We start from the raw sequence: 17,041 nt of genomic DNA on the forward strand, positions 1-17,041 counted from the left end.
CGATTAAGGTTACTCATCGACAGGCTTAGCGGTACTTACACGTTGTTTGAGTTTTTGACCTGGGCGAAAGGTCACAACGCGACGCGCCGAAATCGGAATGTCTTCACCGGTTTTCGGGTTACGTCCAGGGCGTTGATTCTTAGTGCGCAACTCAAAGTTTCCAAAACCAGAGAGTTTCACTTCCTCGCCTTGCTCTAAGGTGCGGCGAATTTCTTCAAAGAAGTTTTCAACCAACTGTTTGGCATCACGTTTATTGATGCCAAACTTCTCAAACAAATGTTCCGCCATATCGGCCTTGGTCAGCGCCATAGCTTACTCCCTAAGGGTTGCCCCAAATTCGTTAGTCAGCATATCAACGACCTTTTCAACCGCGGTGTTGATTTCTTGATCTTCAAGAGTGCGCTCTGGATGTTGTAGTGTTAGCGATAAGGCAAGACTACGGTATCCGTCCGCCACTCCTGTCCCTTCATAAACGTCAAATAAGTTTAGGCCAACCAAATGATTTACGCCAATATTTTCAATAGCCTTGAGGATCTCACCTGCGGCAAGCTGGGTTGGCACCACAATGGCTAAATCGCGACGAATCGATGGGTACTTCGAAACCGGTTGCGCTTCTGGCAAACGACGTTCTTGTACGGCGGCAAGTTGCAGTTCAAACACGAAGGTACGTCCAGATAAACCCAATTTTTTCTCAAACTGTGGGTGAATCGCACCAAGGTGCCCTACGCAACGGCCATCTTTAAAAATACCTGCCGATTGACCTGGGTGTAATGCCGGGTGTGCATCGGCCACGAACGTGTAACGCTCGGCTTCACCGGTCAAGGCTAATAACGCTTCCACGTCACCTTTCAGATCGTAAAAATCGACCGCACGATCTTCATCAGACCAATGCTCAGGCACCACTTTACCCGCACGTACCCCTGCAATCATAGGTTCTTGTGCAACACCGTTTTCCGCTGTTTCATTCGGTAAGAAACGTAACCCAGTTTCACAGAACGCCAAGCTTTGTTGTTGACGTTTTTGGTTGTGTGCGACTGCACCAAGCAAACCTGGCCACAAGCTGACGCGCATCGATGACATTTCAACACTAATTGGGTGCGGCAACGTTAACGCAGCCGCCTCATCAAAGAGCATTGCTTGATGTTTAGGATCAACGAAGCTGTAGGTAATCGCTTCTTGATAACCGCGATCCACCAACAAAGCTTTAAAACGTTGACTTGGTAACGTCGCTTCCTGACGTTGTACCATCCGCAGCTGTGCGGCTGGAGCGCTCGCTTGAATACGGTGGTAACCGTACACACGCGCCACTTCTTCAATCAAATCTTCTTCAATACTGATGTCAAAGCGGAAGGTCGGTACTGTGACATCCCAGCTTGCGCCGTCAAAGGTCACGGTAAAACCAAGGCGTTGCAAAATATCAGTGACATCATCATCGGCAATCGAAATACCTAACACTTTCGCAAGACGCGCTTGACGCAAAACCACCTGTTGCGGCTGCGGCAATTGACTATCATCTTTGGCTTCAACGATAGGGCCAGCTTCACCACCACAAATAGCCAGAATAAGCTGCGTCGCACGTTCCATGGCAGTACGTTGCAACTCAGGATCAACGCCGCGCTCATAGCGATGCGAGGCATCGGTGTGCAGACCAAAACGGCGTGCACGACCGGCAATCGCTGCGGGGCTGAAGAACGCACTTTCTAAGAAAATGTTTTGACTGTCAGTGGTAACACCGCTGTGCTCACCACCAAAAATACCAGCTAACGCAAGCGCTTGTTGCGCATCAGCAATCACTAGTACGTCGTCTTGTAAGGTCACTTCCTTACCGTCTAACAACGTCAGCGTCTCGCCGTCTTTGGCCATACGTACCTGCACTGCGCCGGACAATTTGTCATGGTCAAACGCATGCATTGGATGACCTAACTCAAGCAATACATAGTTGGTCACATCGACCACAGGGTCAATGCTACGCACACCACTGCGACGTAGACGCTCGGTCAGCCAAAGTGGTGATTGCGCTTTCACGTTCACGTTACGTACCACACGCCCAAGATAACGTGGGCACGCCGCTGGTGCTTGTAACTCAATCGCACGTGTCTCGTCATGACTTACTGCGACCGCGGCAACTTCAGGTTCATTCACCGGCAAGCGGTTTAACACCCCAACTTCACGGGCAATACCACGCACGCCAAGGCAGTCCGCACGGTTGGCGGTTAAATCAACATCAAAGGTCGCGTCGTCTAAATCCAGGTACTCGCGATAATCCATGCCAATAGGTGCATCAGCCGGCAACTCAATAATGCCGTCATGATCATCATTCAAACCTAGCTCTGAGCTCGAACAAAGCATTCCGTGCGAAGGTTGTCCGCGCAGTTTCGCTTTTTTAATTTTAAAGTCGCCAGGTAACACCGCACCGACAGTCGCTACCGCAACTTTTAAGCCTTGGCGACAGTTTGGCGCACCACATACAATGGTGGTTGGCTCATCAGCACCGACATTCACTTCGGTCACTTGCAGCTTGTCTGCATCTGGATGCTGCCAGCACTTCACTACTTCACCAATAACAACTTGGGTAAAGCTCTCGGCGACTGGTGTAACATCGTCAACTTCTAAACCAGCCATGCTTAGCTGTTCAGCTAAACCAACTTGATCAAGGGCGGGGTTAACCCAGCTACGTAACCACTTTTCACTAAATTTCATCGCTGCACCCGACTTAATTAAACTGTTTCAAGAAACGTACGTCATTCTCGAAGAACGCACGCAGGTCATTGACGCCATAGCGGAGCATCGTTAAACGCTCAACGCCCATACCGAAAGCAAAACCGGTGTACTTCTCACTATCAATACCTACCGACTCAAGAACTTTCGGGTGCACCATGCCACAACCTAAGATTTCCAGCCATTGGCCGTCTTTACGACGCACGTCGACTTCTGCTGAAGGCTCTGTAAACGGGAAGTACGACGGACGGAAACGTACTTCAAGTGACTCTTCAAAGAAGTTCACCAAGAAGTCTTCCAAAATACCTTTCAGCTGGGTGAAGCTGACATCAGTGTCGACCATCAAACCTTCCACCTGATGGAACATTGGTGTATGCGTTTGATCGTAATCGTTACGGTACACACGTCCTGGCGAAATGATCCGCAACGGCGGTTGCTCGTGTTCCATGGTACGGATCTGCACGCCGGACGTTTGCGTCCGTAACATGGTTTTCGGCGTAAAATAGAAGGTGTCGTGATCGGCGCGCGCTGGATGGTTCGCAGGAATATTCAAGGCGTCAAAGTTGTGGAAGTCATCTTCAACTTCAGGCCCTTCAACCACGCGAAAGCCTAAATCACCGAAAAAGTTCTGGATACGCTGAATGGTTTGCGTCACAGGATGGAATCCGCCTACCTGCGCCTGACGACCTGGCAAGGTCACATCAATACGCTCAGCAGCAAGCTTTTCCGCCAACTGTGCTTGCTTCAACGCTTCGTTACGCGCGTTGATCGCTTGTTGCACTTGCTGTTTAGCAACGTTGATGGCTTGTCCTGCAGCAGGACGCTCTTCCGCAGAAAGTTTTCCTAAACCTTTGAGTTGCTCGGTCAGCAACCCTTTTTTGCCCATGTATTCCACACGAACTGCGTCGAGTTCTTGTGGTGTCGTGGCAGCAGCGACGGCAGCTTCGGCCTTCGCAACAATGTCATTCAATTCCATGACGTTCCTCGGTGATGCATAGATACATAATTAGGCAGCTATCATACCGAAAAACCATAAAAAAAGGGAGCTAAGAAGCTCCCTTTTTCGACTTTCTTCGTGGCTTACAGAGCGCTTTTCGCTTTCTCTACCAACGCAGCAAAACCATTTTGGTCGTGAACTGCGATGTCAGCCAAGATTTTACGATCGATTTCTACCGATGCTTTTTTCAAGCCGTTGATAAAGCGGCTGTATGACAAACCGTTTTGACGTGCCGCAGCATTGATACGCACAATCCACAATTGACGGAATTGACGTTTCTTCTGACGGCGGTCACGGTAAGCATATTGACCCGCTTTGATAACCGCTTGCTTCGCTACGCGATAAACACGTGAACGAGCACCATAATAACCTTTCGCCTGCTTCAGGACTTTCTTGTGACGCGCACGCGCGATCACACCACGTTTTACTCGTGCCATTTGCTATCTCCTTTCCTTACGCGAACGGTAACATACGCTGAACTAAGCCAACATCGGCTTCGTGCACCATGCTCTTAGCACGTAGGTGACGCTTCCGCTTTGAACTCTTTTTGGTCAGGATGTGACGCAAATGAGATTGCTTACACTTAAAGCCGCCTGAAGCGGTTTTTTTGAAGCGCTTTGACGCGCCCTTTTTCGATTTCATTTTCGGCATGAAAACTACTCCGCATTGTTAGTAACAAGTGTAACAGGGTGAGACCAATCGCGTTGGCCTACTTGAAAACCACAGTTACTTCTTAGCAGGGGCCAGAACCATAATCATCTGGCGACCCTCAGCCCGTCTTGGGAACGACTCAACAGTTGAAATCTCTTGCAAATCATCGCGGATGCGACTTAGCAATTCGATCCCAAGCTCTTGGTGCGCCATTTCACGGCCACGGAAACGAACGGTGACTTTAGTTTTGTCACCTCCCTCTAAAAAGCGACTCAGGTTGCGCAGTTTTACCTGATAATCGCCTTCATCTGTACCAGGGCGGAATTTAACTTCCTTCACCTGAATTTGTTTCTGATTTTTCTTTTGCTCTTTCGCGTTCTTAGCTTTCTCGTAGAGGAACTTGCCATAATCCATCAGACGACACACTGGTGGTTCTGCGTTAGGACTAATTTCCACCAGATCAACACCGGCCTCTTCGGCCATACCAAGAGCTTCTTGAATACCTACGACACCAATCTGATCACCTTCAACACCAATTAAGCGTACTTCTTTGACGCGAATGTCTTCGTTGATCCGATTTTTATCTGCAGCTTTCTGAGTTCTTTTTCCGCCTTTAATGGGTCATTCCTCCAATCAATTAACTAATTTTGCGTGCCCGCACTTCGTCTTGTAACTCAGCGATAAACTGGTCAAGGGCTTTTACCCCTTGGTCTTCGCCGCGACGTGTACGTACCGCAACCGCGTGGTTCTCGATTTCTTTATCACCAACAACCAACATATATGGAACACGTTTTAAAGTGTGCTCGCGGATTTTAAAGCCTATCTTCTCATTTCTCAAGTCGGCAGTGGCACGAATTCCAAGTTTATTCAGTTCATTTACCGTATTTTTGACGTAATCGGCCTGATTATCGGTAATATTCATCACCACAACTTGGGTTGGCGCCAACCAAAGTGGGAAATAACCAGCGTATTCTTCAATCAAAATTCCCATGAAACGTTCTAGTGAACCTAGAATCGCACGGTGAATCATAACTGGCGTATGACGTTCGTTATCTTCGCCAACATAGGTTGCACCTAGGCGACCTGGTAAGGCGAAGTCAAGCTGCACCGTACCACACTGCCACGCACGACCTAAACAGTCATGCAGGGTAAACTCAATTTTCGGACCATAGAATGCGCCCTCGCCTGGCAAGTATTCAAAATCGATACCATTATTTTTTAAGGCATCGGCCAAGGCTTGTTCTGCGTGATCCCAAGTTGCATCATCACCCAAACGTTTTTCTGGGCGGGTCGATAGTTTTACCACGATGTCTTCAAAACCAAAGGTTTTGTAAGTTTCGTAGACCATCTTGATACAGCCGCTAACTTCTTCTTGCACCTGCTCAGGCGTACAGAAAATGTGAGCATCGTCTTGGGTAAAACCACGAACGCGCATCAAACCATGCAACGCACCAGAAGGTTCATTACGGTGACAGCAACCGAATTCAGCCATACGCAATGGCAAATCACGGTACGATTTTAAACCTTGGTTAAAGATTTGCACGTGGCCCGGACAGTTCATCGGCTTCACCGCATACTCACGACTTTCCGATGAGGTGGTGAACATGAGTTCTGAGAATTTCTCCCAGTGTCCCGATTTTTCCCACAACACGCGATCCATCATCAGCGGACCTTTCACTTCTTGATAGTGATAGTTGCGTAACTTTTCACGAATAAATTGCTCAAGCTCTTGGAAAATCGTCCAGCCATTGTGGTGCCAGAACACCATACCTGGCGCTTCTTCTTGCCAGTGGAACAAGTCTTGCGCTTTACCGATTTTACGGTGGTCACGCTTTTCTGCCTCTTCCAAACGCTGCAAGTAAGCTTTCAATTGTTTCTTGTCTGCCCACGCAGTGCCGTAGATACGTTGCAACATTTTGTTGTCTGAGTTACCACGCCAGTACGCACCCGCAACCTTCATCACTTTGAAATGCTGACAAAAGCGCATGTTCGGTACGTGTGGACCACGACACATGTCGATGTATTCTTCGTGATGATACAAGCCTGGGCGATCATCTTGCGCGATATCGTCATCGAGGATCTCAACTTTGTACGGTTCATGGCGCGCAACGAAAGTTTCACGGGCTTCTTGCCAGCTTACTTTCTTTTTCACCACGTTATACTCAGTCTTGGCAAGCTCTTTCATGCGCTTTTCAAGGGCATCTAAGTCGTCTTGCGTGAGCGCTTTGTCGATATCAACGTCGTAATAAAAACCGTTGTCGATCACTGGGCCAATGGCCATTTTTGCTTGCGGGAACAATTGCTTTAACGCATGCCCAAGTAAGTGTGCGCAAGAGTGACGAATAATATGCATTCCGTCATCATCTTTCGGGGTAATAATATGTACCGTCGCATCTTCGGTGATCAATTCACAGGCATCGACCAACTCACCATTAATTTTGCCAGCAACAGTGGCTTTAGCGAGACCAGGACCGATATCTTGAGCAACTTCTAGAATAGAGACGGGATTATCGAAAGCGCGTTGACTTCCATCAGGGAGCGTTACTACAGGCATGCTTTTTTGTTCCTTTAACAGTGGTGACACCTACCAACGTGTCACTTGTGATTCAACGAAGCCGCAACTATACCGCACAGCCCTTTACGGCGCAATCATTGCCGTGGTCGACATTACATTGTTATTTTCGCGCTAAAGGCCATGCACAAACGCCAGAATGATCCATACTGATACTATGGATGCATTGATAAAGAGGTGCTTATGAATGCCGATAAATTACATGACGCTGGGGTGGAATGTCCGCACTGCGGGCATCATATTCATTTGAGCATTGACGCGTCACAAGGTGAGCAAGATTACCAAGATGAATGCCCAGCCTGTGGCCATGACATTCACCTTGAGCTTTCGATTGACGCGGTACGCGATAAGATTGTCGTGAAAATCCGCAGTGACGACGAAAATTTTTACTGAGCGCGCGACGCCAATACCCGTTCGACCGTTTCAACAATGGTCATGGTTTGCTGATCAAACTCAAGATTCACGGCATCACCCGGCTGCGCATTCGACAAGTTCGTCAAACGTAAGGTTTCTGGGATCAGGTGCAACGAAAACTGCTGTTCATGCACTTGCCCTACCGTCAAACTTGCCCCGTTCACGCTGATAAATCCTTTACTGAAGACATAGGGCGTAAAAGCCTCTGGAAAAGCAATCCACATCGCGGTGTTATCCGCTGTTGAGGTAATGGTTTCGATGGTGCCAGTACAGTGAATATGCCCCGAGACATGATGCCCACCAATCTCATCGCCGACTTTAAGTGAGCGCTCAAGATTCACCTGACTGCCCTGCGTTAACATACCTAAATTGGTGAGGCGCAGCGTTTCATCAATAACATCAAAAGTCACCGTGGTTGTGGTAAATTGAACCACAGTCAGACAACATCCGTTAATAGCAATACTGGCGCCAATTTCGAGGCGCTGCAGAAATTCTGGGGCGACCTTTAGGGTTAACTGGCGAAACTGTTCACGTTGCTCAATGGCAATCACTTCGGCTTGCGTTTGGACGATACCGGTAAACATGATGACACAACTTCCTCAACAATGGGTTCGACGTCGTATTGTAAATGCTCTGCGAGCACTTGGCTATGCTTCTGTCGTCGTGCTTATTCAGGCATGTTCTGAGGTTCCCGCAGCACTTGACCCCCTTGCTGAGTACCAAACACGCGTCGCCAATACCCTTGGCAAAACGCCGCTAAACTATCAACCGGTCATGGTTCCCACGCTACCGGCACCGCGCGAACTCGACCAAGACATTCCACGCGTGAGTTTGTCGTTGCTCGATGCTTGGCGGATCGAAGCCTGCCCACTTGGGCAACTTGTTGCCCAACGCAATAGCGCCTTAGGCCGACTCCAATCAGGTCTGACACGTTACCATCATGATCGTGCCCTAACCCATGCGCTAGCAGCTTGCCAACAGCAACTCGCGGCCAGCGACCAAGCACTTGCAGCGCGGTTGCAACAGGCCTATCAAGCGAAGCGCGCAACGCTAAGCAAACAACGGCAACAGGCACTCGGGGTCGATCCTGCCCTACGCCATGCCCTGCATTTTAGCGATCGCTCGCTTGCGAATTTAGACGAAGACCGTTTCGCCAGCGCAATGGCCGCCCTTGAGACCGTTGTTTATTTTGTTGCGCAAGAGCCTGACAGTGCGCCTTTGCCCATCGAACGACTCGAGCAAGCGCTGCAAAGGCTGCATCAAAGTGCTTACCTTCCTGAGCTCTGGCGAACCCTCTGGGAGCAAAAACACTACCTGCAACAGCTTACCCCCGTGGTCGCAAACATTGCCGACGATGCTGGCTGTTTTAGCAAAGGCCGTCCCGCGCGCGCAGAGGTATTGCACACGGTCTTTTTGAAGTATTTTATCCAAAGTGCACAAGCGCAACTTGCCATCAGCGTTGCCCAAGGTGAACGCGCTGCCGAGCAACTTGCACAACTGCAGCAGCTGATTGTGCATCCGGGCTATCAGAACTATGTGGCGCAATTGAGGTCATTAGCCGCGGATGTAAAACACTTAAGCCGAGCGCACGTGCAGCCTTGGCAACAGTTTTTTACGGCCTGCGGCTACCAACCCGGCGCCTAAATCGGTAGCGCTTGGCCTCAACCGAAAAATTGAGTATCATTGTTGCGAATAATTCTCATTAACAAAAACAGAAGGTAACGAAGATGATTGCTAAAGTTTCTCTTGTCCTTGCTAGCGCAAGTCTTGCTCTTGCCTCTTTTAGTAGTTTTGCTGACGACGACCGCTATCAGCATTTTTCTGGGCAGCCGTCAAAAACCCTAGAACAAGCCCTATTTAACTTAGCGAATTACAATGCCAAAATGGCTGAAATTATGGCTAAAGATGAACTGACGCCAAGCGACATGGCGACCATTCATCAATTGAGTTACACCCTCGAAAACGCCTTGCAGAAACTAGACGACGAAGTTGATACCTTGCAAGACGTGTTGGAAGAAGTGCACCTTGCCTCTGAAAGCTTGGACTACGATACGGTCAAGAAACAAGGTAAGCTGTACCTCGAAACTACCGCCAAAATCGTTAAAAAATAAGGATTTTTATGCAATTTAGCAGTACATCGAGTTATATCGTTGCGGATGAACTGGCGCTGGCAGTGAATGCCGCCGTCACGCTTGAGAAGCCGCTATTGATTAAAGGCGAGCCTGGTACCGGTAAAACGAAACTTGCCGAAGAACTGGCGGCAAGCCTCGGTGTACCGCTACTGCGTTGGCAAATCAAATCGACCACTAAGGCGCAACAAGGCTTGTATGAGTACGATGCAGTGTCGCGCCTGCGTGACAGCCAGCTCGGTAGCGATAAAGTGCATGACATCAGCAATTACATTAAGCCGGGCAAACTTTGGCAAGCCTTTACCGCTGCTGAGCGTCCGGTGTTGTTGATTGACGAAATCGACAAAGCCGACATTGAGTTCCCGAACGACCTGCTGCATGAACTCGACCAGATGGAGTTTCACGTTTACGAAACCGGTGAGCAAATCAGTGCCAAGCAGCGCCCTATCGTGATCATCACGTCAAACAATGAGAAAGAGCTGCCCGATGCGTTTTTGCGTCGTTGTTTTTTCCACTACATAAACTTCCCTGACGCAGATACCCTAAGTGCGATTGTGCGGGTGCACTTCCCTGACATTCAAAAGGAGCTGCTGCAAACCGCGTTGGAAGTGTTTTTCGACGTGCGCAAACTCCCGAACCTTAAGAAAAAACCGTCAACCTCGGAGTTAATTGACTGGCTCAAATTGCTCTTAGTTGAGAGCATTAGCCCACAACAATTGAAAGAGAGTGACGGCCTGATGCCGATGTTCGGCGCTCTATTGAAAAACGAGCAAGACGTGCAACTGGTTGAGAAACTTGCCTTTATGTCGCGTCGCCGAGGCAGTTAATGCTGATCGCGTTTTTCTTTTGCCTGCGTAAACATGGCTTAAAAACCAGTATCACCGAATTGATGGACTTACTTGCCGCGCTCGAGCGGCAGGTGGTGTTTGCTGACGTTGAGGCGTTTTACCATTTGGCGCGCCTGACGTTAGTGAAAGACGAAAGCCAATTTGACCGCTTTGATCGCGCCTTTGCCGAGTATTTTGAAGGCGTTGAACAAGTGGATTTAGCCGATGCGATTCCCGAAGATTGGTTACGCCGCTCCTTGCAGCGTCAGCTCAGCGACGAAGACAAAGCCAAGCTACAATCCCTTGGTGGTCTTGATGAACTCCTGAAAGCCTTCAAGGAACGCCTGCAAGAACAGCAAGAGCGCCATGCGGGTGGGAATAAGTGGATTGGCACCGGCGGTAGCTCGCCCTTTGGTGCTTACGGCTACCATCCGGAAGGCATTCGTATTGGCCAAGACGGTAGTAACGCGCGCCGCGCAGTTAAAGTGTGGGACAAACGCGAGTTTCGCGACCTTGATAGCGACAGCGAACTGAATAACCGCAGTATGCAATTGGCGCTGCGTAAACTGCGTAAATTCGCCCGCACCGGCAGTGCCGAAGAATTGGATCTCGATGCCACCATTCGCGCCACCTCACAAAAGGCTGGTTTGCTTGATCTCAAATGGCAAGCAGAACGTCACAACGCCGTGAAAGTACTGATGTTGTTTGACGTTGGCGGCTCAATGGATGACTACATTTACGAGTGCCAACAGTTGTTTGGCGCCGCCCGCAACGAGTTTAAACACCTCGAGTTTTACTACTTTCATAATTGCGTGTACGAGCACGTATGGCAGGCCAACGAACGACGTTTTAGCGAAAAGCTCCCGACCCGCGAACTTATCAATAAGTATGGCCGCGATTACAAACTGATCTTTGTCGGCGATGCCACTATGGGTCCCTACGAAATTGCCTACCCGGGCGGCAGTGTCGAGCATTGGAACGAAGAAGCAGGCGCCATCTGGATGCAGCGCTTGCTGAATCACTTTTCCCAAGCAGCTTGGCTTAATCCGCAACCGCAAGAACACTGGCAATGGCACCACTCCATCGATATGGTGCACGAACTTATGGCCGGCCGCATGTACCCCATGACCCTCGACGGCATTAGCCAAGCCATCACCACTTTGCAACGCACTACCTCCGCAAAATAGCTGCAAAAATAATCGTTGATCGAAGAAGTGAATCATGATTCACTTCTTAGCCATACGCATTTCATTTTCAGATATCAGGATGAATCGGCTATGGCCTATCGCGAAACAGATCGGGTCCGTGAACGTAAACAAGCCACCCGCGAAACCATTGTTACCACCGCCCTTACGCTGGTCAGTGAAGGTGGTTTCAATGGCCTCCAAATGGCGCAATTGGCACGCCAAAGCGGCGTGGCAACAGGTACTCTTTACCGTTATTTTCCGTCAAAGGAAGAGCTTTGCACGGCGGTATTTGAGTACGCCACCGAGATAGAAGTTGCGCAAGTTCAGCAACAGTTACAGGAATCCCAACAAAACATTCCCGAGGCGATTGCCAATGCGCTAACGACTTTTGCGACGCGTGCCCTCAAAGCTCCCACCACAGCCTGGGCTTTGATTGCCGAACCGGTCGCACCTGAGGTTGTCGCCGCTCGCCTCCATTACCGCGAACGTTATGCGGGACTCTTCGCCCAAGCCATCGCGGATGGAATAGCAGCTGGCAGCTTGCCAGAGCAAGATAGCAACCTCAGTTCACGGGCATTGGTGGGAGCCATCGCCGAAGCGCTGATCGGTCCTTTAGCGCAACACAGCAGTGCTGCTCCAGAGCAAGCGATCGCCCATAGCATCCAGTTTTGTCTGCAAGCCATTACCGCCAAGCCTTATTCAATGACAAGGAGTTCATCATGAGCCATCCCGACCGCTTCTTTGCGCAAACCCATCAGGTTGAAAACCAACCTCCGGCCTTGGAGAACTACAACCTTTATGCTGCCGACCAAGCATTACAGGACGCCGTACAACGCGAAGGTGCTGCATGGGCAGCGCAGGATATCACTCGCTTTGGGGCGGAATGTGGTCGCGCTGACCGTATTGCACTGGGTTTTGCCGCCAACGCCAACAAACCACAACTGGTGACCCACGATCGTTTTGGTCAGCGTGTCGATCAGATCGATTTTCACCCGAGCTACCATCAACTGATGGACATCGCCATTACCGAAGGCTTGCATGCCAGCCCATGGGCCGAGCCGAAAGCCGGTGCCCATGTCGCGCGCGCCGCCAAATATTACCTACACACGCAAGTTGAAGCCGCCCACGGTTGCCCCATTACGATGACCTTCGCCGCCATTCCAGCGCTGCAGCACCAACCGGAATTATTCGCGCAGTTCGCGCCGAAGATCATGGCCAGCAGCTATGACCCACGCAATGTTCCCGACAGCATGAAGCACGGCCTCACCATTGGCATGGCGATGACGGAAAAACAAGGTGGCTCCGACGTGCGAAGCAACAGCACCCGCGCCTACCCGATCGGGCACGACGGTTTAGGTCAGGCGTATGAGCTGGTAGGACACAAGTGGTTTGTGTCAGCGCCGATGTGCGATGCTTTTCTGGTGCTCGCTCAAACGGACGCTGGCTTGTCCTGCTTTCTAGTGCCACGCTGGCGTCCCGACGGCAGTAAAAACCCGTTACAGATCCAGCAACTGAAAAACAAAATGGGGAATGTTGCCAACGCTTCCAGCGAATGCGAATTGCGCGGCGCACTTGGTTGGCTGGTTGGCGAGGAAGGTCGCGGGGTTCGTACCATTATCGAAATGGTTGCCATGACCCGTTACGACTGCATGATTGGTTCCTCGTCAGGCATGCGCCAAGCCACCGTGCAAGCCATACACCATGCCCGCCACCGTCACGCCTTTGGCGCCAAGCTGGCGGACCAACCCTTGATGCAAAACCTGCTTGCCGACTTAGCACTAGAAAGCGAAGCCGCGCTTACCCTAACCATGCGTATGGCGCGCGCCATGGACCAGCAGGACCAAGAACACGAACGTCTACTGGCCCGTATTGCCACCCCTATCGGTAAATATTGGATCTGCAAACGCACCCCGCAACACGCCTACGAAGCCATGGAAGTGATTGGCGGTATGGGCGTAATGGAAACCACCATTATGCCGCGTTTGTTCCGCGAGTCGCCGGTGAACGCGATTTGGGAAGGCAGTGGCAATGTGCAGTGTCTCGATATTATTCGTGCAGTCGCCAAAGAGCCGCGCGTGCTCGAAGCTTACTTTGCTGAATTACAACGGGCCGCCGGCACCGACGCACGATTTGACCGTTTTGTGCAGCAGCTAAAGGCGCAGTTACAGCAAACCCCACAAAGCGATTGGCAGTACCATGCGCGCGCGTTTGCCGACCAAATGGCGTTGGCGCTACAGGCGGCGCTGTTGCTGCAGTTCGCCCCGCACCCGGTCGCCGACGCGTTTTGTGCAGCACGCCTGCAAGCAACCACCTGCGCCAACTACGGCTGTTTGCCTAACTCTATTGACACGCACGCCATTTTGGCGCGCGCACTATAAGGACATTCGATGATTATTCCAGCTTACGTCGCCCGTAACGCCCGCAAGTATCCCGACCATGAAGCTGTGGTTGACGGCGCACTGCGCATTACGTGGCGTCAACTCGACCAGCACGTACAGCAATTTGCTGAGCACCTTGCCCATGATCACCAGATCCATGCTGGCGACCGCGTCTGCTTAGTATTACCCAACAACTACAGCTTTATTGTGGCGCTGTTTGCCATTCAACGCCTCGGCGCCATCGCAGTACCGGTAAACGTGAAACTCACCGCCAACGAGCTGCACTATATCTTTAGCGACGCCGATGCCAAGCGCTTGCTCACCTGTGACCTTACCAGCGCCCAGGCGCTAAGTGCAGCAGCCCAACTGCAGCTACCCGCGCTGGTGATCAACGACATGCCGACCTATGCCGAAAGCCACAGCCAAGGCCGTAGCTTTGCCGCGTTAGGTCGTCACGCTCAGGACCAAGCGGCAACCCTACTCTACACCTCGGGCACCACCGGTCGCCCCAAAGGCGTGTTATTCGACCACAAAGCCTTGCTGTTTGTCGGCATGATGTTCGCCAGTGAAATGCAGTTTAAACCCGAGAGCCGCTTGCTCTCATTAATGCCCTTTACCCACTCGGCACCATTGAACTTGTCGTTGATTGGCGGCACCTTAATGGGCAGTACACATGTGGTCGCGCCAACCTTTACCCCAGAGCTACTGCTCAAGCTGGTCGCCACAGAACAGACCACGCACTTTTTCGGTGCCCCGGTAGCCTACTTACTCACCGCGCAACACCCTAACGTGCAAACCACGGACCTCAGTAGCATGACCCACTGGATTTATGGCGGTGGTCCGCTGGCCGGTGATCACGCCCGTCGCGTGCAAGACGCCTTTGGCAGCACCCAGTTCTATTGCGTTTACGGCCTGACCGAAGCGGGTCCTACCGGTAGCTTGTTGTTACCCGATGAGCATGCAGACAAAGCGGGTTCCGTTGGACGCCGTGCCGCGGCCTTTACCGAAATTCGCATCATCAATGACGCCGGCGAAGAAGCTGGCGTAAATGAAGCTGGTGAGATCCATATCGGTGGCGAAGGTCTGATGCGCGAATACTGGCGCAACGCCGTTGCCACGGCCGAGAGCTTCACCGACGACGGTTGGGTGCGCACCGGCGATATCGGAATTCGCGACGAGGACGGCTACATTTGGGTGAAAGACCGCATCAAAGATTTGATAATTAGCGGCGGCGTGAACGTCTACCCACGCGAAGTCGAAGATGCCCTCGCCAGCCATCCAGCCGTGCTCGAAGCCGCAGTGATTGGGGTGCCGCATGAACAATGGGGCGAGTCAGTGAAAGCCTACGTGGTGCTCCGCGAAGAGCTCGCAGAAGATGCGTTAAAACAACATGTTGAGGAACGCTTGGCCGATTATAAACGCCCGCGCCACTACGCATTTATGGAGGAATTACCGCATAACGCGAACGGAAAAGTGCTTAAACACCTCCTGCGCGACTAAGCTTTCCACCCTTGCTGCTCGATTCTTCGGCAATCGAGCAGCGAAACCGCAAAAAGCACTTGCACCATCGAAGTGGAATGACTAATATAGCGCCCGTTCGCATATCGCGAACGCAGCAATCAAGATGTGCGTCCGTAGCTCAGTTGGTTAGAGCACCACCTTGACATGGTGGGGGTCGGTAGTTCGAGTCTACTCGGACGCACCACTTCTCCAAAGATTCCCGTTCGAAGTTCCAGCACCTTTATCCAGTTATCATTGCTCCAGCGCGCCAAAAAATCAACATTCAAACGCAGCGCATGACTCTCTCTTGTCTCGTGAGCCACCTCGTCTATTTGCGCACTTTTATGGCCGTTTTGTGCCAAATATAGTCATTCGACCTTGGTCACTTGTACTCAATAGTGTTCAGGTATGTGCTTGCTGTTTACGACTAATGTGCCAGCATCATTTTAATGATCTCCGCTTTTCCTTCGAAGCAGCAAGCACCTTTACTCTACAACGAATACTCAGGGCTCGCTTTACACGACTGTCTATATTTATTTCGCAGAGTAAAGATACATAGCTAACTTAAAGTTAGGGGGACGTCATGGTCGATCAAACAGCTAAATTCTCTGCATTCATAGGCCAGGATTGGGCTAATCAAAAGCACGATGTTTGCGTTCAAGTTGGTGCAAACGGAAAGCGTAGGTTCGAGGTGATTAAGAATACTCCGGAGCTTCTGGAGTGCTGGTTAAACGAGCTTCATAGTGAGGTTGGTGGCAATATCGCCGTAGCTGTTGAACTGACACGAGGTCCGATTGTTTATCTACTTCAGAAATATCCGTTTATAACCGTGTTCCCAATTCATGCGTTGTCACTCGCCCGCTATAGACAAGCTTTTGCTCCTAGCGGCGCAAAAGATGACCCTACCGACGCGGAAATAGCTTTAGACTTAATGTTGAAATATCCATCTAAAGTAAAACCTCTCAAACCCAGCAATAACGAAGTGAGAGTACTGTCTCATCTTGTAGAGCAGCGTCGTTTGCTTGTTGAGGATAAGCGGCGATTTGTTAATCGATTAATAAACGCTTTAAAGCAATATTATTCTCAACCGCTGGAATGGTTCTCTCACAGAGACAGTGATTTGTTTTGTGACTTTCTCCTGCGTTGGCCGTCACTACAAGAACTCAAACGCTCTCGTGAAAACACGATACGGGAGTTCTTTAAAAGTCGCGGAGGCAACGCGGTTTCGCTTACAGAAAAGCGCCTTGAAGCTATCGCGGCAGCTGTACCTCTCACGCATGATGAAGCAGTAATTCAAGCTCACAAACGCTTTGTCCAGTCAGTCATTAAGCAATTGAAAGTTACCATCGACAATATCCGAACTTACGATTCAGAAATCCGCACGTTGTTTGAACAAATGCCGGATGCAGCTATTTTTAGCTCTTTACCAGGAACTGGCCCTTGTTTGGCGCCCCGACTCCTTGCTGCTATCGGTGACGATAGAGAGCGCTTCAGCACTGCACAACAGCTGCAAAATTTTGCCGGGCTCTCTCCCGTAACAGAAAGAAGTGGTAAAAAAAGTTGGGTTCATTGGCGTTGGCAATGCTCGAAATTTGTCAGACAAAGCTTTGTTGAATGGGCTGCTAAAAGTGTCCATCAATCCTATTGGGCTGGACTTTATTATCAACA

General features: G+C 50.6%; 17 protein-coding genes and 1 tRNA gene. 10 read left to right on the plus strand and 8 right to left on the minus strand.

Annotated features, from left to right (window positions below; translation table 11 throughout):
• Positions 1 to 9: 9 nt before the first annotated feature.
• The 7 genes from G535_RS0112230 to thrS all read right to left on the minus strand — a co-directional run bounded on the left by G535_RS0112230 (position 10) and on the right by thrS (position 6,920).
• Positions 10 to 309 carry an integration host factor subunit alpha gene (locus G535_RS0112230; protein WP_026862316.1) on the minus strand — a complete coding sequence of 100 codons (300 nt, stop codon included), beginning with the start codon at positions 307 to 309 and terminating at the stop codon, positions 10 to 12.
• A gap of 3 nt (positions 310 to 312) precedes the next feature.
• On the minus strand, positions 313 to 2,700 hold the full coding sequence (pheT, locus tag G535_RS0112235) for a phenylalanine--tRNA ligase subunit beta (protein ID WP_026862317.1): 2,388 nt from the start codon (positions 2,698 to 2,700) through the stop codon (positions 313 to 315).
• Between the two features lie 13 nt (positions 2,701 to 2,713).
• Positions 2,714 to 3,694 (minus strand): phenylalanine--tRNA ligase subunit alpha, encoded by a 981-nt coding sequence (gene pheS / locus G535_RS0112240; protein ID WP_026862318.1) that lies wholly within the window; start codon positions 3,692 to 3,694, stop codon positions 2,714 to 2,716.
• Positions 3,695 to 3,798: 104 nt separating this feature from the next.
• Entirely contained in the window at positions 3,799 to 4,152 is a 354-nt protein-coding gene (gene rplT / locus G535_RS0112245) for a 50S ribosomal protein L20 (RefSeq protein ID WP_026862319.1), read from the minus strand.
• Positions 4,153 to 4,168: 16 nt separating this feature from the next.
• Positions 4,169 to 4,366, minus strand: coding sequence for a 50S ribosomal protein L35 (gene rpmI / locus G535_RS0112250; RefSeq protein WP_026862320.1), 198 nt, complete (start codon positions 4,364 to 4,366; stop codon positions 4,169 to 4,171).
• Between the two features lie 75 nt (positions 4,367 to 4,441).
• Positions 4,442 to 4,984, minus strand: a complete 543-nt coding sequence (gene infC / locus G535_RS0112255; protein ID WP_084616866.1) for a translation initiation factor IF-3 — start codon at positions 4,982 to 4,984, stop codon at positions 4,442 to 4,444.
• A gap of 19 nt (positions 4,985 to 5,003) precedes the next feature.
• Complete coding sequence (gene thrS / locus G535_RS0112260; RefSeq protein ID WP_026862322.1) at positions 5,004 to 6,920, minus strand: threonine--tRNA ligase; 1,917 nt, start codon at positions 6,918 to 6,920, stop codon at positions 5,004 to 5,006.
• A gap of 201 nt (positions 6,921 to 7,121) precedes the next feature.
• On the opposite strand from thrS, the gene G535_RS0112270 reads away from it, so the two are divergent.
• Positions 7,122 to 7,331: a CPXCG motif-containing cysteine-rich protein gene (locus G535_RS0112270; RefSeq protein WP_026862323.1), complete on the plus strand. Its 210-nt coding sequence runs from the start codon at positions 7,122 to 7,124 to the stop codon at positions 7,329 to 7,331.
• Here G535_RS0112270 and G535_RS0112275 read toward each other — a convergent pair.
• A complete protein-coding gene (locus tag G535_RS0112275) occupies positions 7,325 to 7,936 on the minus strand; it encodes a riboflavin synthase (RefSeq protein ID WP_026862324.1) in 612 nt (203 codons plus the stop codon). The genes G535_RS0112270 and G535_RS0112275 overlap by 7 nt on opposite strands.
• Before the next feature lies 1 nt (position 7,937).
• On the opposite strand from G535_RS0112275, the gene G535_RS0112280 reads away from it, so the two are divergent.
• The 9 genes from G535_RS0112280 to G535_RS0112320 form a co-directional block, all read left to right on the plus strand.
• On the plus strand, positions 7,938 to 8,996 hold the full coding sequence (locus G535_RS0112280) for a DUF3080 family protein (protein WP_198678968.1): 1,059 nt from the start codon (positions 7,938 to 7,940) through the stop codon (positions 8,994 to 8,996).
• A gap of 83 nt (positions 8,997 to 9,079) precedes the next feature.
• A complete protein-coding gene (locus G535_RS0112285) occupies positions 9,080 to 9,463 on the plus strand; it encodes a DUF6746 family protein (protein ID WP_026862326.1) in 384 nt (127 codons plus the stop codon).
• Between the two features lie 8 nt (positions 9,464 to 9,471).
• A complete protein-coding gene (locus G535_RS0112290; protein ID WP_026862327.1) occupies positions 9,472 to 10,308 on the plus strand; it encodes an AAA family ATPase in 837 nt (278 codons plus the stop codon).
• Positions 10,308 to 11,495, plus strand: a complete 1,188-nt coding sequence (locus G535_RS0112295; protein ID WP_026862328.1) for a vWA domain-containing protein — start codon at positions 10,308 to 10,310, stop codon at positions 11,493 to 11,495. Before G535_RS0112290 ends, G535_RS0112295 begins: the two co-directional genes overlap by 1 nt.
• Positions 11,496 to 11,585: 90 nt before the next feature.
• Positions 11,586 to 12,218 (plus strand): TetR/AcrR family transcriptional regulator, encoded by a 633-nt coding sequence (locus G535_RS13660; RefSeq protein ID WP_034728156.1) that lies wholly within the window; start codon positions 11,586 to 11,588, stop codon positions 12,216 to 12,218.
• Positions 12,215 to 13,873 (plus strand): isovaleryl-CoA dehydrogenase, encoded by a 1,659-nt coding sequence (locus tag G535_RS0112305; RefSeq protein ID WP_026862329.1) that lies wholly within the window; start codon positions 12,215 to 12,217, stop codon positions 13,871 to 13,873. The genes G535_RS13660 and G535_RS0112305 overlap by 4 nt, the downstream gene beginning before the upstream one ends.
• A gap of 9 nt (positions 13,874 to 13,882) precedes the next feature.
• A complete protein-coding gene (locus G535_RS0112310) occupies positions 13,883 to 15,373 on the plus strand; it encodes a class I adenylate-forming enzyme family protein (RefSeq protein ID WP_026862330.1) in 1,491 nt (496 codons plus the stop codon).
• 128 nt (positions 15,374 to 15,501) lie between these two features.
• A tRNA-Val gene (locus G535_RS0112315) sits at positions 15,502 to 15,578 on the plus strand.
• A gap of 378 nt (positions 15,579 to 15,956) precedes the next feature.
• Positions 15,957 to 17,041 (plus strand): IS110 family RNA-guided transposase (locus G535_RS0112320; protein ID WP_026862331.1); only part of this gene is annotated, 1,085 nt, incomplete at its 3' end.

The organism is Pseudidiomarina sediminum DSM 21906, assembly GCF_000423165.1.
Taxonomy (GTDB): domain Bacteria; phylum Pseudomonadota; class Gammaproteobacteria; order Enterobacterales; family Alteromonadaceae; genus Pseudidiomarina; species Pseudidiomarina sediminum.